24 protein-coding genes are annotated in these 25,411 nt (G+C 38.6%); 16 read left to right on the forward strand and 8 right to left on the reverse strand.

What is annotated here, in order from left to right; all coding sequences use genetic code 11:
* Positions 1–52: 52 nt before the first annotated feature.
* Positions 53–2,008, forward strand: a complete 1,956-nt coding sequence (locus CLV96_RS18380) for a SpoIIE family protein phosphatase (RefSeq protein WP_004786891.1) — start codon at positions 53–55, stop codon at positions 2,006–2,008.
* 48 nt (positions 2,009–2,056) lie between these two features.
* On the opposite strand, the gene CLV96_RS18385 is transcribed toward CLV96_RS18380, so the two are convergent.
* Positions 2,057–3,637: a 7TM diverse intracellular signaling domain-containing protein gene (locus CLV96_RS18385; RefSeq protein ID WP_004785320.1), complete on the reverse strand. Its 1,581-nt coding sequence runs from the start codon at positions 3,635–3,637 to the stop codon at positions 2,057–2,059.
* A 110-nt stretch (positions 3,638–3,747) separates the two neighbouring features.
* Here CLV96_RS18385 and CLV96_RS18390 point away from each other — a divergent pair, with 110 nt between their 5' ends.
* Positions 3,748–4,677, forward strand: a complete 930-nt coding sequence (locus tag CLV96_RS18390; RefSeq protein WP_004784239.1) for a LamG domain-containing protein — start codon at positions 3,748–3,750, stop codon at positions 4,675–4,677.
* 95 nt (positions 4,678–4,772) lie between these two features.
* On the opposite strand, the gene CLV96_RS18395 is transcribed toward CLV96_RS18390, so the two are convergent.
* The gene (locus CLV96_RS18395) at positions 4,773–5,306 is read right to left on the reverse strand and encodes a class I SAM-dependent methyltransferase (RefSeq protein ID WP_004784217.1); all 534 of its coding nucleotides are present in this window, start codon (positions 5,304–5,306) and stop codon (positions 4,773–4,775) included.
* Positions 5,307–5,546: 240 nt separating this feature from the next.
* On the opposite strand from CLV96_RS18395, the gene CLV96_RS18400 reads away from it, so the two are divergent.
* The 5 genes from CLV96_RS18400 (at position 5,547) to CLV96_RS18420 (ending at position 11,219) form a co-directional block, all read left to right on the forward strand.
* Positions 5,547–6,161, forward strand: a complete 615-nt coding sequence (locus CLV96_RS18400) for a hypothetical protein (RefSeq protein WP_004787458.1) — start codon at positions 5,547–5,549, stop codon at positions 6,159–6,161.
* An 83-nt stretch (positions 6,162–6,244) separates the two neighbouring features.
* Positions 6,245–6,826 carry a CarD family transcriptional regulator gene (locus tag CLV96_RS18405; protein WP_004785733.1) on the forward strand — a complete coding sequence of 194 codons (582 nt, stop codon included), beginning with the start codon at positions 6,245–6,247 and terminating at the stop codon, positions 6,824–6,826.
* Positions 6,827–6,865: 39 nt separating this feature from the next.
* A complete protein-coding gene (locus CLV96_RS18410) occupies positions 6,866–7,903 on the forward strand; it encodes a PIN/TRAM domain-containing protein (RefSeq protein WP_004785469.1) in 1,038 nt (345 codons plus the stop codon).
* Positions 7,904–7,927: 24 nt separating this feature from the next.
* Positions 7,928–9,691 (forward strand): apolipoprotein N-acyltransferase, encoded by a 1,764-nt coding sequence (locus tag CLV96_RS18415; protein ID WP_004785814.1) that lies wholly within the window; start codon positions 7,928–7,930, stop codon positions 9,689–9,691.
* The gene (locus CLV96_RS18420; RefSeq protein WP_004786629.1) at positions 9,672–11,219 is read left to right on the forward strand and encodes a hypothetical protein; all 1,548 of its coding nucleotides are present in this window, start codon (positions 9,672–9,674) and stop codon (positions 11,217–11,219) included. The genes CLV96_RS18415 and CLV96_RS18420 overlap by 20 nt, the downstream gene beginning before the upstream one ends.
* A gap of 86 nt (positions 11,220–11,305) precedes the next feature.
* Here the strand turns inward: CLV96_RS18420 and CLV96_RS18425 are convergent, their stop codons facing one another.
* Together CLV96_RS18425 and CLV96_RS18430 are read right to left on the reverse strand one after the other, a co-directional pair.
* Positions 11,306–11,755, reverse strand: coding sequence for a hypothetical protein (locus CLV96_RS18425; RefSeq protein WP_231292532.1), 450 nt, complete (start codon positions 11,753–11,755; stop codon positions 11,306–11,308).
* Positions 11,756–11,837: 82 nt separating this feature from the next.
* A complete protein-coding gene (locus tag CLV96_RS18430; RefSeq protein ID WP_004785082.1) occupies positions 11,838–12,479 on the reverse strand; it encodes a flagellar filament outer layer protein FlaA in 642 nt (213 codons plus the stop codon).
* A gap of 64 nt (positions 12,480–12,543) precedes the next feature.
* Here CLV96_RS18430 and ompL47 point away from each other — a divergent pair, with 64 nt between their 5' ends.
* From ompL47 to CLV96_RS18455, 5 genes are all read left to right on the forward strand, one after another.
* A complete protein-coding gene (ompL47, locus tag CLV96_RS18435; protein ID WP_004784605.1) occupies positions 12,544–13,623 on the forward strand; it encodes a multi-beta-barrel domain surface protein OmpL47 in 1,080 nt (359 codons plus the stop codon).
* 98 nt (positions 13,624–13,721) lie between these two features.
* A complete protein-coding gene (locus tag CLV96_RS18440) occupies positions 13,722–14,354 on the forward strand; it encodes a ComF family protein (protein ID WP_004785136.1) in 633 nt (210 codons plus the stop codon).
* Positions 14,355–14,359: 5 nt separating this feature from the next.
* Positions 14,360–14,710: an STAS domain-containing protein gene (locus tag CLV96_RS18445; RefSeq protein ID WP_004785977.1), complete on the forward strand. Its 351-nt coding sequence runs from the start codon at positions 14,360–14,362 to the stop codon at positions 14,708–14,710.
* Positions 14,707–15,303, forward strand: a complete 597-nt coding sequence (gene rdgB, locus CLV96_RS18450; protein WP_081581534.1) for an RdgB/HAM1 family non-canonical purine NTP pyrophosphatase — start codon at positions 14,707–14,709, stop codon at positions 15,301–15,303. Before CLV96_RS18445 ends, rdgB begins: the two co-directional genes overlap by 4 nt.
* A gap of 40 nt (positions 15,304–15,343) precedes the next feature.
* Positions 15,344–16,369, forward strand: a complete 1,026-nt coding sequence (locus CLV96_RS18455) for an Lsa36 family surface (lipo)protein (RefSeq protein ID WP_004786966.1) — start codon at positions 15,344–15,346, stop codon at positions 16,367–16,369.
* Here CLV96_RS18455 and abc-f read toward each other — a convergent pair.
* Positions 16,366–18,006: a ribosomal protection-like ABC-F family protein gene (abc-f, locus tag CLV96_RS18460; RefSeq protein ID WP_004786450.1), complete on the reverse strand. Its 1,641-nt coding sequence runs from the start codon at positions 18,004–18,006 to the stop codon at positions 16,366–16,368. The two genes, CLV96_RS18455 and abc-f, sit on opposite strands and share 4 nt — an antisense overlap.
* Positions 18,007–18,056: 50 nt before the next feature.
* On the opposite strand from abc-f, the gene CLV96_RS18465 reads away from it, so the two are divergent.
* Genes CLV96_RS18465 through CLV96_RS18475 form a run of 3 tightly spaced genes read left to right on the forward strand, consistent with a single transcriptional unit; the run spans position 18,057 to position 21,631 of the window.
* Positions 18,057–19,913, forward strand: a complete 1,857-nt coding sequence (locus CLV96_RS18465) for an OmpA family protein (RefSeq protein ID WP_004784181.1) — start codon at positions 18,057–18,059, stop codon at positions 19,911–19,913.
* A gap of 3 nt (positions 19,914–19,916) precedes the next feature.
* Entirely contained in the window at positions 19,917–20,651 is a 735-nt protein-coding gene (locus tag CLV96_RS18470; RefSeq protein WP_004785471.1) for an LIC_11485 family protein, read from the forward strand.
* 11 nt (positions 20,652–20,662) lie between these two features.
* Positions 20,663–21,631, forward strand: coding sequence for a tetratricopeptide repeat protein (locus CLV96_RS18475; RefSeq protein WP_004787628.1), 969 nt, complete (start codon positions 20,663–20,665; stop codon positions 21,629–21,631).
* 9 nt (positions 21,632–21,640) lie between these two features.
* Here CLV96_RS18475 and CLV96_RS18480 read toward each other — a convergent pair whose 3' ends face one another.
* Both CLV96_RS18480 and CLV96_RS18485 read right to left on the reverse strand, forming a co-directional pair.
* The gene (locus CLV96_RS18480; RefSeq protein ID WP_002974575.1) at positions 21,641–22,105 is read right to left on the reverse strand and encodes a chemotaxis protein CheX; all 465 of its coding nucleotides are present in this window, start codon (positions 22,103–22,105) and stop codon (positions 21,641–21,643) included.
* Complete coding sequence (locus CLV96_RS18485; protein WP_004785699.1) at positions 22,106–23,347, reverse strand: hypothetical protein; 1,242 nt, start codon at positions 23,345–23,347, stop codon at positions 22,106–22,108.
* Positions 23,348–23,432: 85 nt separating this feature from the next.
* On the opposite strand from CLV96_RS18485, the gene CLV96_RS18490 reads away from it, so the two are divergent.
* Positions 23,433–24,080 (forward strand): LIC_11490 family protein, encoded by a 648-nt coding sequence (locus CLV96_RS18490; RefSeq protein ID WP_040917102.1) that lies wholly within the window; start codon positions 23,433–23,435, stop codon positions 24,078–24,080.
* Between the two features lie 17 nt (positions 24,081–24,097).
* Here CLV96_RS18490 and CLV96_RS18495 read toward each other — a convergent pair whose 3' ends face one another.
* Complete coding sequence (locus CLV96_RS18495) at positions 24,098–25,405, reverse strand: DUF389 domain-containing protein (protein ID WP_004787251.1); 1,308 nt, start codon at positions 25,403–25,405, stop codon at positions 24,098–24,100.
* Positions 25,406–25,411 lie beyond the last annotated feature (6 nt).

Below are 25,411 nucleotides of genomic sequence, written 5' to 3' on the forward strand. Positions count from 1 at the left end.
CATTTTGAAAGAAGCCCGCCCTCGTGCGGGCTTTTTCGTCTAATGAAGAATCGTGTATCAGTACCTAAAAACGATTCTCTCACAATTTTTAGATCTAATTCCCGAGAGGAAAATCTATAACGAAGATTACATTAAGGAATTAGACCGACACACTCGAATCATTCAAATCCCTGGAAGTTTTATTGGCGTCTTTGGTATGTTAGGATTTGCTCTTTTTGGTACCGATGTCAAACTCCATCCAGAATTTCCAGAACTGTTCTATTACCGGATTGGATATAGCCTCTTTTGTTTTTCCTATATTGTTTTTATCATATACAATCATTTTAAAAATAAATTTTCTTCCTGGGAGGGACTTACCTGGGCATATTTAACATACGCATATCTATTGTTTACTGCTGCCTATTATACAGGTCGGATCGCAGATGATGCCGCTTATGTTTCTGGATACCAGATGCTCGTGATGATCCTTCCATTTTTGCCACTTCCAAGAAAAACATTACTAATTTACTATCCCATATCGATTCTGATATTCTTCGTTTCCGTATTTATATATAAGCCCGACCTAACCACCGCTGCGGCAAATTATTCAATGCAGAACTTGACAATTAGTTATGTCCTTGGGATTTTTAGCGGTCTCATTATGGAAAGATACCGCTTTCATTCTTTTCTAAACCACAAACGAATTATTAAAAAAAATGAAGAAGTTACCAAAACTGTAGAAGAAATTCAAACATTGAAATCCCAACAGGACGGTGACTATTTTTTAACATCATTGTTGTTAGAACCTCTGCTTGGTCACGAAACTGATGGAAATGCTATCGGGATTGAAACGGTAGTGAATCAGTATAAAAAGTTCTATTTTAGAAACAAGGAATACCAGTTAGGTGGAGATTATATATCGGTATTCAATCTGATTTTACAAGGGAAACGTTACAAGGCCTTTATCAATGGGGATGCAATGGGGAAGTCGATCCAAGGTGCTGGTGGGGCCATTGTACTTGGAGCTGTATACAACTCGATCATCATTCGATCAAAAATGGATCCTGTATCATCGAACAGATCTCCAGAACGTTGGTTGCATGATTGTTATTTGGACTTACAAAAAGTATTTGAAACTTTTGATGGCGCCATGTTGGTTTCTGCAGTTGTGGGTTTATTGGAGGAATCAACAGGTACTTTATACTTCGTTAATTTAGAACACCCTTCGGTTATCTTGTATCGGGATGGGAAGGCAACTTTTATCGAAGATGAAGTCCATTATTATAAGTTAGGTGTGATCGAAGGGCTTTCTGAAAGAATCATTTCTGTATTTCAGATGAAAAAATCGGACAAAATATTTTGTGGTTCTGATGGAAAAGATGACTTAATACTTTCTGAACAAGGAAGGTATCGTGATATTAATGAAGACCATAATTTAATATTAGAAAATATTGAGGAAGCGAATGGGGAAATGCAACCTCTCCTTGAATGTTTGCGGAAAAAAGGTAAATATTCTGATGATTTGAGTTTGATTTCGTTGCAATACAACCTGGACCCATATCCAAAACCTGGAAAATATTTTCTAGAAGCTAAAGAAAAAATCAGAGAAAAACAATACGATAAAGCTCTTGAGTTGTTGTTGTCTTATGACTCGGCCCTTGATACATCCATCGCCGAACTCAAATACATTGCAAAATTATACGAGAAAAAAGATGATTTGGTAAAAGCGATGGAATACGCAAGTCTTGCATTGGAAAATTATCCTTCAGATACAATTTGGATGTTTCATACTTCTGTACTATATAAAAGAATGTATTCTTTGTATAAATCTCAATCTTTTCTTTGGGAGTCACAAGAACTTAGCGAACGTGTTCGGTTACGCCAACCTTCGAATATACGTAATTTAATCCATTTAGCGGATGTTTGTCGGCTAAATGGAGATAAGGACCGCGCCTCTTATTTGGTAAGTATGATAAAAAAAATCTCTCCGGAACACCCAAGGTTAAAAGAAATTATATCTGTGATTTAATCTCATTAAAGATAAAAAGAGCCTTTTATCGTTAATGGATGTTTGTAATTATGTAGATTCTGTTTTCTTTCTATATTCACCAGGTGTTAGGCCGGTTGATTTTTTGAATTCAGCATTAAATGCTGATTTTGAGCCGAAACCTGTTGCAAAGGCGATAGCAATCACTGAAAAATCCGGTTTGTTCTTTAGCATTTCTTTTGCTTCCTTAATTCTATAGGAATTCAAATAGGCTCGAAAACTCATTCCCAGCTGCGAATTGATTAACTCCGAAGTTTGTTGTAGATTCAGTCCGATTGCTGAGGAAGTTTTTTCTAAATCCAATGTTTCATCTAAATATGGTTTTGTTTTTGACATCCATTTTTCTAGTCGGACTAAGAACTCAACTGTGTTGACCGATTCTAGTTTGGATTTTGTATAACGTTTGTCTTTGGAATTATTTATAGTAAGAAATTTATGTAAGATTTCATTTCTTTCCCAATCCAAATCTTTGTACTTTTGCAGAAGATTGAATAATAAAAAAAATAGATCGATTGGAAATATAAAGATCGATCCGTATAAAATCGGCAAAGAATAGGGAATGATTCCTAAGTAATAGAAAATGGAAACGTATCCAGAACAAAGATAACTTCCCCAACAGAAGAGAAAGAATTTGATTTTTTTATCGCCCATCCAATAGATTCGAATCCCAGTCAAAAGGATGATAGGAACCGATATTAAATAAATAAGATTGATGATTCTAGAAAAGAGCATATTTGTTTCTGTAAAAGGGATACAGAAAGCAGATATGAGCCCAACAAATGCAAAGGATGTCAGTCCCCGGTCCACCCAAGGAGTTCTTTGTTTTGTGTTTAAGAACATTCTTACGAATTGAAAAGATGCTGCGATTCCCAATGCCAAAAAAAATAAATTGGATCGGCTTTGCCACCAAGTTGAATTAGGCCAAAGACTGTGAAAGGAATTTCCGAATTGGGTATTAAACCACAAAGTCGTTGTTAGAATATAGACCGCATAATAAAAAAATTCATAAAGCCGAAATGCAACAAGATAAAAGAGGCTAATCAGAAACATAACAGCACAAAATCCCAGAATTAAATAGATCACAGCCGTTTCTAAAACAATTTTGTTGTGAAATGCATTCTCGTCCATAGAGAAGATGGGAAATGAAATGAGTGAAATGGATTGAAGTCGCAAATAAATATACTTTTTTTTGGTTCGGATTCCTTGTGGGATTTTAAAACTCGGATCTAACGCTTCTGGAACAGCCCAGGTAGATTTAGGAAAAGAATCCCCTGTTTGAAATGAAAGATAGGACGTTTCGTCCGGTAAAAAAAGAATCGCATTGTCTAATGCCTTCCATTCCAAAGAGATGATTTTCTCAGGGAAAAAAGCTGGATCTTTTAATGAGGTTCGAAGCCAAATGATGTCTTTTGTAAAATGGAAAGAAAGAGAATCTTCTTGGATGTTTTGCCAAGATGTTTGTTTCTCTACTTCTTCTAAGCTTAGTTGCCCTGTAGGATCGCGAAAGAATTCGAATCGATTTGTAATGTTAGTTCTATTTTTATCCTGATCGGAACACGAAATTCCTGTAGAAAGGATCCATAGAAGAAACAAAAATCGAACCAATTTCATTTCGAATTAGATTTTGCTTTTTCTAGTAACTGACAAGTTTTATTCTAAAAAAGTGTCCTGAAATATAGATTCGGACGACCAGCTTTTTTTTTCGGATATCCTATGTATTCATGGAGATATATATCCGAATTCCCGGACAGATTCTATATTTTACATTCGCATTTTGTTTATCATTTGATTGTCAGCTGAACTCATTTAATAATACGGGAGATTACGAAAGCAGATCATTCACTGAAACTGAAATTTTAAAATGTTTTTTAGAAGGGCGTTGTGGTCCTAAAAACGTTACTTCTACAAATGGTTTCCAAATCCCGTCAACGCTTGTCTCTGGTCTTTATGCATGGTATCCACTGGATGGTGATATCAATGATAGGAGCGGAAGTGCTCATCATGGATATCTTCCTGGCGGATTTTGGCCTGTGACGACAGGTCCAACTTATTCTCTCAGTCGTTCCAACCTGCCAAACGGCACCGCTTCTTTCAACGGGACTGATCAGTTATTTTCAAGTGACTTTACTCCTCTTTGTCACGAGGACTTTGCAATTGCTTTATGGATTTTTCCATACAATGCCACGAACAATCAAATTATGGGTTTCCAAGAAGGTATTGGTTACAATCCAGGGGTCATGTTTTCCTTGGATGCAACAGGGCATTTTGAGTTTTCTTCTTTTTTTTCCTTTTGGGATAATAGCAATCTTACGCGAGGGGTTTCTTCAACGGTTTTACCTGCAAATGTCTGGACTCATATAACTTACGTTCATAATGGAGCCACGCAGCAAGGAACCATTTGGGTCAATGGAGTGAATGTAGGAGTCACCTCTGATTCGATCAATTCCTTCGACCCTGGTACGGGTGAACCGTATGTCACTGGATGCATTACGGGCAGTTCACCGTTTCAATGGTGGACGGGAACTCCACTAAACATCGGTTATGGTTACAGTAACCCTCGTTTTTTTTCAGGAAAGATGGATGATATTTGGTTTTTCAAAGGACGCCAATTGAATGCAAGTGACATTTCTATATTGATGAGCCTTCCTTAGTGTCCACTATTGATCTTTGCTGTTTTGTCATTGAATTTAGAAAATGAACTGAAGATAAGAATTTTATAAGGCCTATTCATGATGATAAAACTACATTACTTTCTTAAAATAATAATTCTATTTTGGATGTCTAAATTTTTGAATCCATAATGATTTAAAATCCATTCAAAAGCTTTTTTTGTATAAAAGAAGGTATGAGTTTGGTCATTTTTATAATACCATTTTTCAAAATGAATACTGTCATCGTAAGGATGGGTCAAGATATACAAACATCCGTTCGTATTTAATAAGTTGTATAAAATCTGAAATTCTTTTTTGGGGGAATGGAAATGTTCCACAACTTCCGTGAGGATGATGTAGTCGTAAGATTGTTTTAAGTTTTCTGGATCATTGTGAAAGAAGGGATCATACAATTTGATTTTGTATCCTTTCTGTTCCAACAAAAACTGAACGACTGGACCGGGACCTGCCCCATAATCCAATGCTTGGTCTGTTGATTTTTGATTGCCCAGAACCTTCTCCACCACTGGTCTTAAAAAATTTTGGTAACGTATGTCGTTTATATCGTTATTGTGTTCCAGATACCGTGTTTTTTCTTCCTCTTGGTTTGGCCAAAACTTTGAATCCATAAAGATGGAAAGACAATTTCGACATCTTTGATATGAGCGAAATCTATTGGTAAAAAAAGGATTGGATTCTGATTCACAAAGAGGGCAATTCACAATTTCTGAATCTCATTTTTCAAATAGGACTAGTGGTTTCAACTACGATCTACTTTGATTTAGAATCATTTCGTTTTCATTAAAAAACAATTCTATTTTTTCGAATCTATGTCCGACAATTAGAGTAATAGAGATCCCGGAACGCACATGCAAAATATAGATTATTCGAGAAAGCTTAGATCCGGCCGACCCTTAGAAGGTGAGGTTCCATCCTATTTGCCACAAACGCATTCGTATCTTGGTAGTACACAAAAGCCTAAATCTGCATTTATCCTTCTCATTGGTGGCATCTTATTATTTACCTCCGGTATGGTGGTTGGAATCCAACTTGGCCAAAAAGAAACTAAATTTAAAGAAAATTCGGAGACTTCTTTTTCGAATGTCGGTGGCACCCAAAGATTGCCGGCGCCGAAAGTAAGAATTCAGGAAGAAGTTTCCAGCGACCAGGAAGAGAACCGATCCAATGAATCTGGATCCGGCACTGCTTCGCCATTCCCGCAAGCCTTGAAGTTCCCTCCTAAAAATGACCAAATCAACTATATGGTACAAATTGGGGATTTCACACCGGAAGAAGCAATTGCAGTGGGAAAACAACTGATTGATTCAAATCCTAGCCTCCGAGGTAGGATCTTTCGTACCTCTACGGGAAAACTATTTGCTGGTTACTTTTACCGTTTGGATGATGCGAAAGAAACTTTAGAAGCGGTGAAGTCGAAACTCCCTACATTGACCGACGCCCAAGTAAAAACCATTCGATTCTGAACTATTTTTACCAACTTCCTTGACATTCGTCAATTTTCAGTTATACTCATGGCAAGAGTATTTACGGAAGTTATTATACTTACTTGGCTACAAAAAAACTAAACGAAAAAACTAAAGAGCCTAAATTCAAGGTGGGGGACTACGTTGTATACCCTATCCATGGAGTAGGTGAAGTCACAGAAGTTGCGAAAAAGCTGATTCTGGGAAAGAAAAAAGACTGTTACAGTTTGGAAATTCAAGGTTCCAAAATGAAGGTCTCTATCCCTGTGGATCGGGCAATGGATGTGGGTATCCGGTCGATCATTGATAAAAAAGAGATCAAAAAAGTTCTCACTCTCCTAAAAAAGGATGAGGTCGACACGGAAGAGGACTGGAAGGTCCGTTACCAGAACAATATGAACAAGATCAAATCTGGTTCCATTTTCGAAGTGGCTGATGTTTGCCGTAATCTTTACAGACGTGCCTATGGCAAAGAACTTTCCATTATGGAAAGAAAGCTCTATGAGAGCGCCTATAATTTAGTAAAGATGGAAATTGCACTTAGTAAAGGTGTACCCCAGGAAGAAGCAGGGAACATCGTCTCGGACGTGTTAGCTGCTTCCGTTCAGGGAATGGCTCCACCACCACCTCCAAAAGAATTGGATGATGATCTAGATTTAGAATAAACTTCCGTTTTTGCTCAACTCTTTTATAAGGATTGAGTTATGAAACACTTACTTTCAACCCTTGGGACAATTTTTGTCTCTTCGGTATCGTTTTTCTTCTTATATTCGGAATCGCAAAACCTCGTTTTGGCGGGGACACTTGCTGGAGTCATTCTTTTTTATTCCCTATTCCTCGTGTTAGGCGAAAGAAAGTTATTCCCTGAAATCAAAGCTGATCTTGTACTTTGTGGTAGTGTGGGAGCACTTCTTGGTTTGTCCATTGCGGCCTTCCCTGTTAGCCTTCTTAACGATTACGGATACAAATCCATAGCCATTTTTGTGGCAGTTCTACTTTTCCTCTCTGGAATCAAAACAGGGGTGGCTTTTGCAAAAAAACCAGGCCTTGGGATTTTTGGTGGTGGTAACTCCACTGGTGGTTCTAGTTTCCAAATCCCTGGACTTGAGACTGGCAACACTCAGATCAAAGATAAAATTCTAGATACCTCTGTTGTGATTGATGGTCGTATTTTAGATATTGCTGATACACATTTCTTAGATGGTCCACTCATTTTACCAAACTTTGTTTTAAGAGAGATTCAACTTATTTCCGATTCTTCTGATCCAATCAAACGGGCTCGCGGACGCCGTGGTCTTGAGATGTTGAACAAACTCCAAAGAAAAGGTTCTATTGAAGTAAAGATTACATATACGGATTATTCAGATACAAGAGAAGTGGATGCAAAACTTGTGAAACTAGCACGTGATACAGGTGGAGCTGTTGTAACCAACGACTTCAACTTAAACAAAGTTGCTGAGTTGCAAGGGGTTCGTGTCCTAAACTTGAACAATCTTGCCAATGCATTAAAACCTGTTGTACTTCCTGGTGAAGAATTCCAAATTTCCGTCATCAAAGAAGGAAAAGACGAAAACCAAGGAATTGGTTACTTGGAAGATGGAACCATGGTTGTGATCGAAAACGGTGGCCATTTAGTTGGAAAAGATGTAAGAGTGGTAGTCACAAGTATCATCCAAACGGCTGCCGGTAAAATGATTTTTACAAAAGTGCAAAACGGTAACAATAACTACAACAAATCGTAATTTATTTTTAGTAGTCTAACGGATATGAAACTGGCTCGTTTTTTAATTTCACGCGAAGGGTTCATATCCGTACTTTGTTATGCGATTACCGCTGTATTTTCCTTCCTTTCTTTTGCTCCAATAAACCTTCCTTTTTTTGTTTGGTTAGCTCCTTTTGGGCTTTTCTTTGTGGAAAAAAGAAATCGGGGGAAATGGAAAAAACTCATTTATCATGGTTTTGGTTTTTCCATTTTATTTTATTTCGTTTCCTTTCATTGGATTTACCATATGACCACTGTTTTTGGTGGATTTGATTGGTATTTGGCAGTTCCCATTTTTATTGGTTCTGCAATTCTATTGAATTTTAAGTTTCCTGTTTATCTTTTATTGTTTTCCTTTTTGGCTAAACGAGTGGGAAAATTTTTTCCTATCATTGCATCTGTTTCAATTTTATTTGCGGAATTTTTTACACCCCAAGTTTTTCCTTGGTATTTTGGAAACGTAGTTGCTGAAAACCAAATTTTGGCGCAAAACGCAGAGTATGCGAGTGCGTACGGTTTGTCCGCATTTTTGTTTTTTGTCTCTTATTATTTGTTTTCGCTTAGAAAACCAAAAACTTTTTTTCGCCTACTGAAAAAATTTCTTTTTAGGCACAAAACTTTCCAAAAACGTTTTTTATTTGGTGGCCTAAGCCTTGTTTTGGTTTTAGTTCTATTTTTTGGGAATGGGTATTATTTGTTTCAAAAATGGTCAAAAGTAAAACCCATCACTGAGCGGGATGTTTTGATTATTCAACCGAATGCTCCTTTGGAATTTCGGGATGGACGTAACCCTGCCGAAGAAATTCGAAATCTAATGACTCGAATTGATTCAATGGCAGAACGGGAACTGAAAGGGAACTCGGTAGATCTGGTCGTTTTGCCAGAGTCAGGTGTACCGTTCTTCACAACACATGATACAGAGGTGACTCGTTACAGCCGTATCTATTGGCATCAATTCGAATCTTTGATGGCGATTTTAAGTCTACGGCATGGGACAAATGTATTTTACAACGAGTTAGATGCAGACCTAAATAAAGAAGCTCTTCCTGGTCGTATATCCAGACGAGATGTTCGAATGTACAATTCTTCAGTTGTAATGAATCCGAATGGAGAAAGAAGAAATAGTTATCAAAAAGTTTTTTTACTGATTTTCGGTGAATACATGCCCTTTGAATGGATGTATGCTCTGTCTGGACAAACCGGACAGTTTGCACCTGGAACCAATCTTAATTTAATTCCTTATTATGAACCAAGGAAAACACCATCTTCGCAAATAAAAGAACTTCATTTTGAAGACACAATGACGATGGGTCCAGCAGGGGTTAGGGAATATTATTCCAAAGAAAAAGTGGACGAAAAACAAATCGGAAGTTTTTTGCCTTTGATTTGTTATGAAGTGATCATTTCTGAGTTTGTGAGAAAGTTTGAGGGAGATCCTGATTTTATTGTCAATGTCACAAACGACAAATGGTATGGAAATTCAGTTGAGTCTTACCAACATCATACTTTAGGTAGACTGCGTGCTATAGAATTTCGTAAATGGATTGTTAGGTCCACTAATTCTGGAACATCAGTGTTTACGGATCATCTTGGGCGGAATATCGATAATGATTTCACTCCGATTGAAACAACGGCCGTGATTCGCAAAAAAGTTCAGGTAATTCCTGGGGAAATGACTTTTTACCGGTTATACGGGAACTTACTATCTTATTTGTATATGGGAATTGTAGGACTAGTGTTTTTCTTTTATGCAAAAGGAAATACTTAAACTTCTTTTTGAATTTAGATTTTATATTGCTCTCTATATTTCGGTCGCTTCTCACATAACATTAATTATATATTCTTTTAATAACGCAGATTCGCCATATCAGAAAATTCTTTGTGGTCCGCCTTGGATTTACGCGCAAGAAGAAGAAAAAGAACTCACGTTTCAGATGAATTTTGGAAAAATCGGCGGTGAAACGGGAAATGCGGAAACTTCCGATGATCCAGGTGAGGGAGAGGAAGGAGAGGCCGGTGATGGGAATGGATTTTCAAAAGGTAAATATAACGGGAGCCAATGGGAAGAATTAGTCAAAGACTTGGAAGGCACATCATCTTTACGCAAACAATTCAAAAATGACTATGATCAAATCAATGAAAATTCTGGAGTTGCAGATTCTTATATCAAAAGATACCGTGATTACGAAGATATCATTGTTAAAGATGTTCTACCAACAGTAAAAGGAATTCGTGACCCTTTCCGTGTTGATATAGAAAACGCTGAAGATAATTTGTTTGTTCACAAAGAGCGAAACCGCATCATTGAAGAGTTTCGAAAAGGAGATGAGTCTTCTCCTCCAATTACTATGAGGATTTCTAAGGAAGGTGAGGTAGAACCAAAATCTCCACTGACAATGCCTCAGGGAGATCGAATTCGTTATTTAGACAAAACACTCAAACAAAAGAAAGAAAAACAATTAGACGAGTTTATCTCTCGGTTTATGGGTTATGATCCAGACAAGGGAGATCTTAGTTTTTTTGTTCGAGATTTGTATTATGAAAACTTACAAAGGTTAGCCTATCCGTTTAGCGGTGACCCGAGTTATTTTGCCATAGATTATTTTCAAGAAAATCTGAATAAAGAAGATTTTCTTAGACAAATGATGGCAGCTCTTTCACAAAACCTAGGAACAAATACTGGCACTGAAATTCTTTTTACCATTGAAAACATTTACGAAATTCAAAGTCGAGCTCTCGAACAATACTTCCAGGCAAAAGAATACTTAAAACTAGCAACTCCAGAACAAAAACAAACTCTGCGTTATGAAACCTTACGAAGAATGTCAGAGAAATATAAAAAACTCTTAACGGAGAAAAAACTTTTTGCTCCAAAGGATGTAGAGGAAGCCTATTCAAAAAAGAGAGTGGATATTTTGGATACATTGATTGCGAACACTCCGAAAGGATACAGATTGAAAGATGGGTATTTTGAGAAGGGAAGGGTCCTTTGGGAAGCAGGAAACAGTCGCAAAGATTCGAAACTCCAATCAGAAGCAATCAAAACTTGGAATCGAATCACAAGTTTGCCCGCAAACGGTGATTTTTTAAATGAAAAAGCCTTTGAAACAATCCAACTTTTGTTAAGAGATCTTGGCAATGTATCAGATGCCGATCGTTTGCCCCTTCAGACAAAAGCCCAAATTGATTTTATTCTTCGCACAAGGCTCAGTGAATCGATGAGTCGAAAAAAGGAAAGGGAAGATAAATTGCTCTGGCCTAAGATAAAACAAAAACAAGAAAATGGTCGGAACTAATTTTTAATAAAAACATAGGCTGGTATAGCGAGCATTAGTGGCTCTTCTGTTTCGATTCAGTTGATTGTTTGAGCAAGTGGGCAGAATTAGATTTTTAGATTTTCGAGACCGTTTTCGTGAAACTCTTGTGCCCATTTGTCGTGAAATGGCGTTTCTTTTTCGATTCTTTCTTCAATTGCCATTTGGGAGATGGCAGTCTCTCCGTAGTGACGGAGAAAATCTCTGTGTGCAAGCCTTTCTATGAGTGCTTGCCAAAACACTTCATCTTCATAATCTTCCAGAATATCAACGAGACCACTTTCTTCCTCGAATTCTCTAGTCAGATAGGGCTCTCCGTTGTTCTGATCGATTTGCACAATATTACCAAGACCTGCATGGTCTGCTTGTGCAAAAACATGGCGAACTACATCGGCAAAACGAGAATCCGTATCAGGTTCATCTTCCGAACGATCCTTGGCTTGCAAGGTGGAAATGACCCAATCTCCCATATACACAAGCTTCAGCAGGGTTTCGTATTGTTCTAGGGACAGTTCCATTTCCATTTAGGATCAGGTTCGGTCATGAGGTTGTGAAGAAAAGAGTTTTTTACAGAAAGAGGCAATCTGAGGGAGCGAAAATTCAATCTTCGAGAAGGATTTCTTTGTTACGAAGGGGTCTGTATTTATCTCGCACAATCGCAGTTATGTCATCGATGGCAATGAGGACCTCTTGGTTGGGATCATTATTTTCATAAGGCAGATAAAAGAATCCGAGAATTCGTATCGAACTCTTTTGTAGAAAAACTCTATCGTTTTGATCAAAATTTTTTGAAATCGAAACCGTAATCGATTTCCAACCTCGATAATTCAATGAAGTCAAATTTAATTGTCTAACTTCTGCATCTTGTGATTCTATGATTAGTGTTAGGTTCCCGTTGGATTGTGATGAATAAATGGGGATGGTGATTTCTTTGATGAAGGCATTCACTTCAATGGGTTTTGGAAAGTATAATGAAAAAGGAAAATTGGCATCTTTGGGAATTCGCAGTACGAGTGCTTGTTTGGAACCTGGGATGGGAGCAGTGAAATTGCTGGAAAGGGAGATTTCCGGAAGTTTGGTTCCCTTTTCCAACTTTGTTCGCAGGTTTTCCTGATTGTAATTGGACAATTCGAAATTTTCGAGAAGAATTTCCCGCCAAATCCCAGCTTCAGCCTGAATCGGAACCATTCCAAAGAAGAAAAGAAAAAGTGCAAGTTTCCTTAAGTTTATCAATGCAATCATGTTGACAATAATTCCTTAGAAGGGGGATATATATGTTTTATCTGTAAAAAGGAGACTTATACAAATGCAGGCGCACAAATATCTTTTGGCCATACTGACAATTTCTTTCGCAGGCCAAATCACAGCACAGGTTGCTGCACCAAAAGCCACTACTTCCACAAAAGACCAGGCAATTAAAAAAACAGAGTCCACTTCTACTCAAGCCAAAGACGGTGTAAATAAAGCTGAGACAACTGTAAAAGACATATTGGGTGACAAAAAAGAATCAGGGGCTTCTTCTTCTGATGCGTCTGCTCTTTTCATTACAAGTAAAACCACTTTTTCATTAGATGCAAAAGACGAATCATCCACAATCGATTTTATTGAGTGGAAACCGAAAAATGGTGAATACAGAAAATTCACGCAACCAATCCGTATTGCTGAAGAAGGTCTTACTGAAATCTATTACCGATCTGTTGATAAAGTCGGAAATGCTGAGACTCCAAAAATTCTGGTAGTTCATGTTGATAACACAGCTCCAAGAGTGAACTTAGTGCCACAAGAACAGTTTTTTGTTTTAGATGGAGTTCCTTTTGCGTCAAAGAACAATACGTATACGCTTGTAGCAGAAGACCAACAAACAGGCGTTGAAAAAATTCAATTCAGCATCAACCAAGAAGTTGCAAAATCTTATGCTGATCCAATCAAATTGGAGAACAGTGGAGCAAACGTAGTGAAATATTCCGCTACCGATAAATCAGGAAATTCCTCACCAGAATCTTCTCTTATCATTACTGTAGATGATGTAAAACCAACTGTTGAAATTGTTCCTTCTTTCCCACTCGTTGACATCAATGGAAAAAACTTCCAAAGAAAAGGAAACGTATTCTACGTAAATGCAACTGACAAAGAATCTGGTATCAAAAAAGTTTTAGTAAAAGTTGATGAAGAAGAATACAAACCTTACGTAGAAGCAATTGCGATTGAAACACAGGGTGACCATGTGATCAAAGCAATGGCAGTAGACAATGTTGGTAACCAATCGGATGTAGTGGAAGTAAAACTCACAGTTGATTTAACTCCTCCAACTTCTACAATCCAAAAATCAACAGAAGCTTCTAAGGTAGAAACACAAACTCCTGCAGCAACTACACCTGCTAAGTAATTTTACCAGAAAAAAATAGAACCGCAAGTCTGCGGAAACGAACCCCTTTCATTATGAGAGGGGTTCGCTTTTTATCCTTTTTTTTCCCAAAATTTTGTGTGAGTTGTGGACGTTCCGATTTTTTTTCGGAAATCACCGCTGTTTGCAAACCTTGCACAAAACAAAACTATTTCCCACAAAAACAAAATTGGAACCGCAGGCAGGTCAATCCACCAGCGGATCGATTTGTTTTTTATGACCAAGTCTTCTATTTGCAAATTCGTAATGATTTTGAAAGAACCCTTTTTCAGTCCTTAAAATTTGAAAACGAAAGGCAGCTTGCAGAATATTTTTGTTTGGGACATAGGTCCCTTTCTAGACAGTTTTTGGGGGATCTTCCCGATTTACTGGCCTTAGTTCCCTCGTCTCCTAAGTCGGGACCAAGACCGTATCATGCTTCCTTTGCCCTCCTCGGTAAATGGAAAAAACTTTGGAAAATCAGGGAAGATACTAGTTTGCGTAAGGTTTCGTCGGACAAACAATCTTCGTTAGGGTTCGAGAAACGTTTTTTTCATGCAAAAAAGGCATTCCAATTCACAAAAAGTGATAGAATCATGGAAGGACTTCATGTTCTAATCGTAGATGATATATTTACGACAGGTGCCACAATCAATGAAATTGCTAGGCTGTACAAACAGTCCGGCGTTAGAAAGGTTTCCTGTGTTGTTTTACTGTTAAGTGGGGGTGATTGAATCGAATGGATGTTCAAGTCAAGGATGACATAAGGATCATTAAGTTTTCTGGGGCCATCCTCAAGGTTGATTCCGATGAAATTGAAAAAGAACTTTCAAAACTCACGCAAAGCTCTGTTAAAAAAATCATTCTGGATTTAACCAAAGTTCACCATATTTGTTCGACTGCCTTAGGTATTTTTGTTGCCACCAAACGTAAGTTAAAACCCATGAATGGTGATATTAAGGTAATTGTTGTAGATGAAGATTTGATTCAACTTTTTGAAATCACAATGCTTGATAAAGTATTCGAAATTTTTCCAGATTTATCTTCTGCTATGGAAGGATTCCAACTCGACGAGGAAGATTCCCACTGACAAAAAAAACTTTAGCATTTGCTTCCGGAAGTTTACACAAATGGAAGGAAATGCAAATGTTGCTTTCGCCTTACGGGTATGAAGTTGTCCTTCCCAAGGACCTAGGGATTTCCTTTTCTCCAGAAGAAACAGAAAACTCATTCATTGGAAATTCTTTTATCAAATCAAAAGAACTTTTTCGCCTAACTGGCCTTCCATCCTTTGCCGATGATTCGGGAATTTCAGTTCCTGCACTTGGTGGCGAACCTGGAGTGTATTCAGCTAGATTCGGAGGACCAGGACTTACAGACAAAGAACGTGCACTTTACCTGTTACAAAGATTAGGTAGTAATAAGAATCGTGATGCTTATTACAGTTGCGTGGTAAGTTATGTAGATGGAACTCATGCCGTTTCTTTTGAAGGCCGAGTTGATGGACTGATTTGTACTGATTATGACGAAGAAGGTAAATATGGATTTGGATACGATCCTATTTTTTTCTACCCTCCATTCGAAAAACGGTTCTCAGAAGTTCCTGAATCGGAAAAAAATAATGTGTCCCACCGCAAAAAAGCAATGGAACTTTTTTTAAATTGGTTATCTAATCTAAAATAACAAAAGTTAGATTTTGTATCTTACAAATCCTCTCGGTATTATGAGATTATTATTTTCCATATTCACTTTTATTTTTTTAACACTTACAATTGGAAATCCCATTGAGGCGCAAGTGATCTGCTTAGGGGGAGAATGTGCGAATATCCCAGGTGAATACCAATTATTAGGGAATTTTGCAGAACCAGCCTTTGATCGAATTTATACAAATGGGTTCCTGCGTTCTATGGGAGATAACGCAGTATTACAAAATTTAAATTCTAATCAATCCGGTGGAACCAAGGTAGAACGTTATCGATTGGGATTAGGGTATACGGTGTCTCAAGGCCAAGAAAAGGCTCGAGATTTTTATTATGAAAATTCTGAACTCCGAACTCTTCCGAAAAAGGGGGTAGCCGCATCACCTTCCTTAAGTTTTACGGTGAACTTAGGAGAATGGTTGAACGGTGCTTTTGCAAAACAATGGAATTTAACAACGCATTTTTTTCCTTATGAGTTTGGCGAGGCCAATATTCCTTTTGTAAAAATTAGAAATACTGATGTTCGGGGCCGAGTTTTTAATTATGGGGCTGTATTCAGATACTTTCCTGTTGATTCCGGATTTTCGTTTGGAATTGGAATTTTTCAAACAAACCAAGATCTTTATTTGAGTTCTTATGACAGAAGACCTACTCAATTTAGAATTGATGGAGACAAACGTCGCTGGATTGGACAAAACGATTTATTTTATCAGTCGAGAATTGTTTCAGGTTCTTTAGATATAAAGTATAATTATACGATAGGTTTTTTGTCCATCATTCCTGGTATCGGTATCGTATATAATCATGGTTATACGGCGATCCAGGCCAATCGGTTTGCGGCCATTTCCACAAGGGAAAATCCAGATGACTTTGGTTCCGTTCCCAGCGCTATCGGGATCAGGCTTGCTACAAGACACAACCATAGATCTGGATTTGGGTATGGAAGTTTGGGGTTAAACTTTAGTTTGGGAAGTTTTAGTTTGGTGACGGAGTTGATGGCAGGGAAAGAGATCCAGTCGATCAACCTTTCCCTGCAAAAACAGTTCTAAGTGGAAAGAATTGCTCCACCAGTGAGCCGCTTGTAAAAATCGTTGCCTTCTCTCTCCAAAAATTCTTCGTAAGTACCTTTGAAGTCTTTGATTCCTTCAGGTGTTACTTCGATGATTCTCGTACAAAGGGATGAAATGAACTCTCTATCATGAGACACTAAAATCACCGTTCCCTCAAACAAAGATAAGGCGTAGTTTAGTGCCTCAATGGTTTCTAAATCCAAGTGGTTGGTTGGTTCGTCCAGAGCAATGACATTGTCACAAGCAAGAATCATTTTACCAATGATCATCCTTGATTTTTCTCCTCCAGAAAGAACCGTCGTGGATTTGTTTGCCATATCCCCAGAAAAAAGCATTCGTCCGAGGATGGCTCGAATTTCTTGGACTTCTGTTCCTTGTGGAGAATTGCGTAACAACCATTCAACAAGAGTGTCGGCATCAGGTTCCATCGCCTCACGGTGGTCTTGTGGAAAAAAAGAAGTTTCTACTGAATCTCCCCATTTCACCTGGCCTGAGTCTGGTTCTAATTTTTTTAATAACATTTTGAGAAGTGTTGTTTTACCAACACCGTTTGTTCCGACAATTCCGACTTTTTCCCCTTTGGTGATGGAAGTACTAAAATCTTTAATCACTGGTTTGTTGTCATAAGCTTTGGAAATATTAATGGCCTCGAAAACATCTTTTCCAAGTGTACGTTTTGCCTTAAAGCGAATGTACGGTGCTACTCTGGAAGATGGTTTTACATCCACCATTTCCGCTTTGATTTTTTCGATCATCTTTTGGCGAGAAGTGGCTTGTTTTGATTTACTTGCGTTTGCAGAAAACCTTGAAACAAACTCTTGTAAGTCGGCAATTTTTTCTTTGGCTCGTTTGCTATCACTCATGAGTTGTTCACGTGATTGTTCAGCAGCAATCATAAAGTCATCGTAGTTCCCTGGGAACATTCGAATGGTATTATAATCCAAATCGGCAATGTGAGTGGCAACGGAGTTGATGAAGTGACGGTCGTGGGAAATCACAATGACCACACCTTCGTAATTGATTAGAAGTTCTTCTAACCAATGGATGGTTTTGATATCTAAGTGGTTGGTTGGTTCATCCAGAAGGAGAACATCTGGTTTTAAAAATAAAACTTGGGCGAGAAGGACTCGGAGTTTGAAACCGCCAGTGAGAAAATTTAAAGGCCTGCTATGTGCCGAGGTAGGGATTCCTAAACCTTCCAAAAGTTCTCCGGCGACGGATTCAGCTTCGTATCCACCCATATCGGCAAACTGTTCCTCAATTTCCGAGATCCTGATCCCGTCCTCGTCTGTCATATCCTCTTTGGAGTAGATGGCGTCCCTTTCGGACATGAGATTCCAAAGTTCAGGATTTCCCCGTAGAACTGTGCCAAGAACGGTCTCGTTTTCGTATTCGTAGTGGTCCTGTTTGAGATATCCGACCTTCATGTCCTTGTCTACCACTACAGAACCGGCCGTAGGCTGCAAAATACCGGCTAAAACCTTCATAAAGGTCGATTTTCCAGAACCATTGGCTCCGATCAGACCGTAACGGCATTCCGGTTTGAATTTAATGGAGACGTTTTCGAAAAGAGGTTTTTTCCCGAAGGAGACTGTAATGCCGCTAGCTTGGATCATAGGTCAATTTTCTAAGGGAATCGGAGGTTTCAACCGACATTTCGTATGGTATGGCACGGATTCTCATCATCATTCTCCTCCTTTTCGGGAATGGGCTCATTAGCTCACAAAGTGTAAAAAATGGAATCCAGGTTTTGGAGGGTGACCTCTTAAATACCGGCCATCTCCTTCGCACAGACAAACAAGTATTTCGAGTCCAAACAGGGGTTTTGCAAGAAGAGTTGGCTTATTTGGCTGGGAAAAAGATACGGATGTTATGCGATGTGCAAGGTGAAATTTGTAATCCCATTCGATACGAAATGGAGCCGTTTGAAACAGGCAAAATTCCCGATTGGAGTTTAAAAAAAATTCCACGTTATGTAACCCAGGGTCAATTTTCTTTTAATCCCCAGTGTACTCCTGATGGAAAAATTTTGTTTTGGACGGCTCTTATTCGAGAAGGGGGAAGATCCACCCAAAAGATTTGGGCTGCCAAACGAGACCAATATGGGTTTTGGATGCAAGGAGAACAACTTCCTACTCCACTCAATAATAAATTTCCTTCTGCTGTGATTTCAGCTCTTCCTGGTGGGAACGAACTTTTTGTCTTCGGTAATTTTGGCGAAGAAGAGATGTTGGATAACCTAAAACGAGAGATGATGTATAAATCTCAAATTGCATCGCGAGAAGCACAAAATCCAAAAGAGTTTCATATTGTTCTCGCAAAGTTAGAAACAGAATATAAGGAACGAACTGATAAAATTCAAAACCGTGCCCCTTTGTACAAAACTCGTAAAACGGAATCTGGCTGGTCTATGCCTTCGCCAATAAACTTCCCAAGTTTTTACAATTGGTATAGAAAGGTAGATAATCCAAACCAACAAGTGTTTGGTGGATCTGCACTTGCTTCTAGTGGACGAACTTTGCTTTATTCGGCACAACAAAAGAAAAATCTTGGTAAGTTAGATTTATATGTCAGTTTGCAGAATGATTCTGGTATATTTGAAGAAGGGATTAATCTCGGAAATACCATAAATACAGGTGAAGAGGAGATGGCACCATTCCTTGCTCCCGATGACAAAACCTTATACTTCTCTTCATCTGGAAGAAAAGAAGGTATCTCTATTTTTATTACAAGAAGACAAAATGATTCTTGGACTTCCTGGTCAGAACCACAAGAATTATCTCCTAACCTAAGAGGTGTTAATTTTTTTAGTATTCCTGCGGTAGGAAATTGGGCTTACGTATCCAGGGAAGGAGAGCTGTATATGGCTGCCATCCCCAATCATTTCCAACCAGAACCTGTTGTTGTGATCAAAGGAAAAGTTGTAGATGAAGAAGGAAAACCTCTTTCGGCTCATGTGTTATATGAATCTTTAACTAGAAAAAAATCCATTGGCTCGACAGTGAGTGATCCTGGGACGGGTGAGTTTAGCATCATCCTACCTTATGATGAGAACTATGGGTTCTATGGAGAAAAAGAAGGGTACCTTCCTGTTTCGCAAAACCTTAATTTGGTGGGAAAAGAAAAAGAAGACAAAGAAAAAACTGTCCTCCTTGTCCTTCCCAAACTAAAAAAAGGAAATCAGATTGTGATGAACAATTTATTTTTTGCCTTCCGGTCTGCCGAACTGACCAAAGAATCCGAACCAGAACTAGACAGATTGGCAGGGATTTTACGTAAATCGGCCAATTTGAAGATCTTAATTGAAGGGCATACGGACAATGTAGGCACCAAATCGGCCAACCAAAAGTTGTCTCTGGAAAGAGCAAATTCGGTTGCTAATTATTTAAAGTCTAAACATAAAATAGAAGAAACACGGATCGCTGTTATGGGACATGGTCCCTCAGTGCCGTTAGCGGACAATCAGACCGAAGAAGGTCGTGGGACAAACCGAAGGGTAGTCTTTAAAATTTCGGAAGAGTAACCAGTGGACATTAAAAATATAAATATTCCAAAAGTCAATGTAGACACTCAAAAGATGATGGGTGCTGTCGATGGACTCGTAGACAAAATCCCATCCCAAGTCCAAGACCTACTGAAAAAAATCGCCATCTCCTTATTTGTATTTTTTCTTATCATGGCGATTTATGTGGGTTGGACCAATGGTTGGGAAAATGCAAAACCCCAAGGGATGCAACTGGCTCAAGATACAAGAAGTTTGTTTTTAATGGAGATTGAAAGGGATTACAATCGAAAACGAAAAGACGTACGTATGTCCGATCCAGAAGATTTAAAATACGAATCCAACCGCCGGATGCAATTTGATTTTATCAGTGAAAGAGAATCGAATGGATACACTCACGATACAATTCCTGAAGAACAAGATTTTTTGGGCAAAGAATACGACTTTAGAAATCGTAAAGCAGAAGATACATCTGTCCCTCCCATCTACACACCATCAGGTGATGGTTTGATTCCCGCTCCCATTGATATCCAACCGACAATTCCAAAAGAAGATACTAAGTCCGGTTCTGACTCAGATCCCGATTCAGAACTTCGTATGCAAAGAATGTTGGAACGTGTATCTGACTTAGAAAAGAAAGTGAAGGCAAAAAACGAAGAGAAAAATTTGGAAACTTTGAAATTACCCAAACCTCCAGAATCCAGCGAAGGATTTGGAAAACCAAGAAGTTTAGAACGAATTCCAAAAAATTTACGATGAAGGAATTATCTTTGCTTCGTAAGTTTCTTTTATCAACAGTTGTATTATTTTATTTTGCGTTCTTAAACGTTTCTCCTGGGTTTTATGCCCAAACAACAGAATTGTTTTTGCCATTTCCGGAAACTTGGACTAACAACTCGGAAAGTGAAAGATCAGAAAATCTGACAAAAAATCCGGAGAACAATACTTCAATTGTGAGCTCTGGTGCTCCTTCAAAATCACAATCCACGCTTTCCAATCAAAACAATCAAACAGAGTCAGTACCATCTAAGGTCGCAATTCAAGAGAACCAAACGACAGTTATAACCAATTCAAAATCTTTGGATAAAAAGAAAAAAAAGAAGGAAGTGATCGATCCTTCTCAGGCTTCTTTTCAAAAGGGAAAAGCTTATTTGGCAAGAGGTCAAAAAAAATCTGCTGAATCCGAGTTTGCTGATTCTTATGGAAAAGAAGGAGATGCTGCAAAATTTTCTCGGGTGGAAAATACAAATTTATTTGGACTTGATGGTAAGGAAAAAGATTCCTCAAGTCTTGTGGAAAAACAAGAAGACCCCGATCTCAAAATCAAAACACAATTTGAACTGGCACGTTCCTTGGATCGAATAGGAAATCCTGAATCGGAAGAAAAGGCATATAAGGAATATTTAAAACTGGTTACAGAATTTCCAAAACACCCAGAACTCACACCAAGGTCGCATTATGCGGTAGCCATTCTTCTCATTCGCAAAAAAGAATTTCGCCCAGCAGCCCACCAATTGGCGAGTATCATCAAAAATTTTAAAGAATCAGCAGAATACCTTCCGGCACATTATTACTTAGGAAAAATTTATGAGAGTAGTTGGGACGAAAGGGATTTGGAACGTTCTCTAAAATATTACCAATTGTATATGAACGGGGTGGAGGGAAAAACTCCAACACCAGGTTATGATTTTAGAAAAGAAACCCGCGAGAGACTCCGGGTCTTAGGTTCTTCGATTTAAAAATTTACTTTAAGCGATTGCAACGTTTACTTCGATTCGCCCAAACTTAGAATATAAGTTAATGGAGAGAGTTGGTTTTTTATTAAATCGAACGGAAGTATTGTTTGTTTCTTGGATGTTCGGTGTCGTAATTTCCACCGATTGGCCTGCTGATGTAAAAATATTCATCGCATTACCAGTGGTCATGTTGGCAATCTCACCGAGGATGTCTTTGTATTCGTTTTTTACATCTTCATCAGAAAGACCTGGAACCAGTTTGCGAGACACTTTGTAGGCAGCATCGAGGTTCATACTATAAACCACTTCACCGCTAAAAGATCCTACCACACCAATGATGATTGCAATTTCATGGCTGGGTGCAGGTGAATCTTTGATTCCGATTTTTCCTCGGATGAGATCCTGTTGGAGGACATCGCGAAAAACGATGGTGGCTGCTTCCAGGAACGGGTTGATGAAGTCGGCTTTAATTTGCATTTATTCTAAAGAGAGAAGGCCTTTTTTCTCTACGTTGTATTCTGCTGCTAAGGACTGGTTTATTTCAAGAAAAAAGCTAAGAAGTTGCCTTTGTTTCAAAAAATCTGCAGCTTGGTCCGCCGGTTTTTTAGCTGTGGTTTGTCCGTAAGTTAAGGCACCAAATTCTACATAAACCTGTTTGTCGTTATCTGAGAACGGTCCCACTACCGTTTTTTTGCTAAATGGATCGTTTGCGAGTGTTTCCCAAAATTTGGCAGAGTTCGCCAAACGATAGCTATTGCCTCGATTGGAAGTGACCAGTTTGAGATCAGACAATGACACATTGGATACTGTTTCTATGGGCTGGAGGGTCTCCGATGCAATGGCTTCCAATGCATTTGGCTCGGATACTTTTGCAGCAATGCGACCTTTCCAAATTTCTACTTCTTTTCTTTTGCGGTCAAATTTCATTTTGGAAAGTAAGAGGGGTTTCCTTGATTCAAAACTGACGAAATTTCCTGCAGCATCCTTAGCAAGGGACCCGTCTTTTTTTTCTTTCTCGTATTCTTTCTTTAATTCTTCGTCAGAAATATTGATTTTTGCTTCGACAGCATTCAGAAGGTTGACCTCGGAGATGGCGACTATGCGGAAAGAAATTTTTGCCCGTTTGGCTTCATCTTCTAACTCCGCTTCGTTTTCTGTTGGAGAGAACGGTTGGTCCAAAAAGTTAGGGTACAGAGCGTATCCTGTGGCAGAATCAATTCGGTAGTTCATTGGCGCGGAACGGTAGATTTGTTGGTAAATTTCTGTTAGTGAGCGAGAGTCTTCTTCCCCATACCCCGCCTGAGAAACGGATTCCTTATGTACCTCCCTTGCTTGTCTCGACATCTCACGTTTGATGCTGATTTCCGAAACTTGGAAACCGACAGCAGCGGCAATGTCATTGGCAATGTAGATTTCCTTTACAGTAGAAAATGCGCAGGAATTGAGAAGTTCTGGATTTTGTGCCGTTTCTCTACCATATTGTTGGTATCGGTAGTAACAATCACGTTTGGCAGCATTGAAGTAGTCCACGGGAATGCTACGACCTGCAATTGTCCCTGCTTTGGTAGAATTTTGGCCTGTGATGGCACCCACAAGGCTTTGTTCGGCGTCCCCAGGCAAAAAGGTGATGATAAGGGTTCCGACCAAAATGAATAAAAAGAGAGCAATGATGGCGCGATAGATTTTTTCTTTGAGGGTAGAGGGTTCTTCTTCGAACATAAAGGAAAGGTTTCCGTTTCCGAAACCCTTGTAAAGAAAAAATGTAATCAAGGGAATCGTCGTTTGGCAAGATAATATAGGTAGTATGTTGTTTGCTGCCTTTGCTATGATCCTTGTGGGTGTCCTATGTTTCTTATACGTAGCCCTTTCCCCACAAAAATCCAAACCTGCGGCTTACCCACAACGAAAACCCCAAAATCCAGGCACCTATCGAATGCCACAAAACCCTCCTGTATCTCCGCAATTGGATGAACGGATCAGAAGGGAACGTGCGATTTCCGATGACAGACATCTTACCTATTCTTTGCCTGAAGAGGCCACTCCTTCGGTCGTTCAAAAATCAGAAGTTTTACTTCCGACAGAAGATGGGAATTTGGAACAAGAACCTCCTGCTCCGAAAGAAAGTCGGTTTCAAATTGACGGAACTTTGTTTTTGGATTATTCCGGTAAACTTACGTTTGGTGAAGAATCTTCAGATATTGATGCTTTGGAAGATGGCCTAAAGAATTTTAAACGAATTGGTTCAGGAACCTTACGGGAAGAAAATGGAAAGTTTTTGTTCCATTCCGGGAATGTAACTTATACGTACACTCCAGAAGAATTAGACCAAGTGGTTCTCCACAACCAAGGGATCGTGTTTCTTTTGAAGGAAACCAAAGCGCCGAAACCAGTATTTTTCACCAAAGACATCGATACTTTTAAAGACTTTTTAAGACAAGCGGCTTTAGTTTAAATTTTGCTAACCTGCAATTACTGTTTAGAAACTTCTCTTATAATTAGCTCGATTTGTTTTTCACCAGTTCTTAGTTTGATATACTCTTCTAACTTTTTCTGATCGTTCGCTGTTGGTAGTTTTGTCCATTCAGAATCAAAAAGATTTGTATCAAGATAAATGTTTTGGTTCATATCAAACTTTTTGGTTTTAGCAAAACTAGCAGACGCTAAATTAGGATAAAAAATCTGAATTTCTTTTGAAATCATTTCCGTGTTTGTTTGTCCCAAATTCATTTGGTTGTTATATATTTCGGAAATGATTTCGAATTTCAAACGATCCATATTGGTAGCAGATAAATCTTGGTGTAAAATGAGTGTTGTGTTTTCGAGATTATAATATTTTAATTTGTTTTGTAATTCCTTTTCTTGGTCTATGTCAATTTTTGGACCGATGATCGTGAGTTCAATTTTTGGATTTTTCTGATACAAAATTTCCTTTTCTAAAACTCTTCTGTTATCGATTAAAATTTCATTCCGAATGAATTCTTCTGCTTTCCCTTTAAAATAAGATGACCTGACAATTTGGTAGGCAGTGAACACCGATGGAATCAGAAGGATAAGAGTAAATATTCCTAAGTATATTTTGACTTTCCTTTCTTTGTCTTTATACAAACCCCAACTAACCTTTGGAAACTCCATATAACGAACAAAAATAAAAGTAGTGATCGCAATGAAGATGGAGTTGATTAAATAAAGGTAAGTGGCGCCAAAAAAATAAGACCAGTTCCCCTGTGACAATCCATACCCAGCAGTGCAGAGCGGGGGCATAAGAGCTGTGGCAATAGCAACACCTGCAATCGCAGTTCCTTTTTCTTTTCTTGTGTTCGCAATGATTCCTGTGGCACCACCAAAGATAGCAATCAGAGCGTCGTAGATTGTGGGAGAGGTTCTTGCTAGAAGTTCCGACTGTGCTTCGCTAATCGGAGAAAGTGAAAAGTAAATAAAAGATGTGGCAATACTTGCAAGGGTTGCTACCGTCAATGTACGCAGGAATTTTTTTAAATTGTCAAAGTCATTTGTAGCAGCAGCAAATCCAATTCCCACAATGGGACCCATCAGGGGAGAAACTAACATCGCCCCAATGATGACAGCGGTGGAATTGACATTGAGTCCGATACTGGCTATAAAAATTGCAAAAATCAAAGTCCAAAGATTGGAACCTCTCAGTTCGGCTCCTTTTTGGATTGATTCGATTGTCCCCGTTTTGTCTAAATCATCAAAAAGATGAAATCTCGGTTCTAACCATTTGAATAAAGAAACAATCGGATTTTGGTAATTTGCCACAGTGTT

Origin of the sequence: Leptospira meyeri (genome assembly GCF_004368965.1) — a bacterium.
In the GTDB taxonomy this organism is placed as follows: Bacteria; Spirochaetota; Leptospiria; order Leptospirales; family Leptospiraceae; genus Leptospira_A; species Leptospira_A meyeri.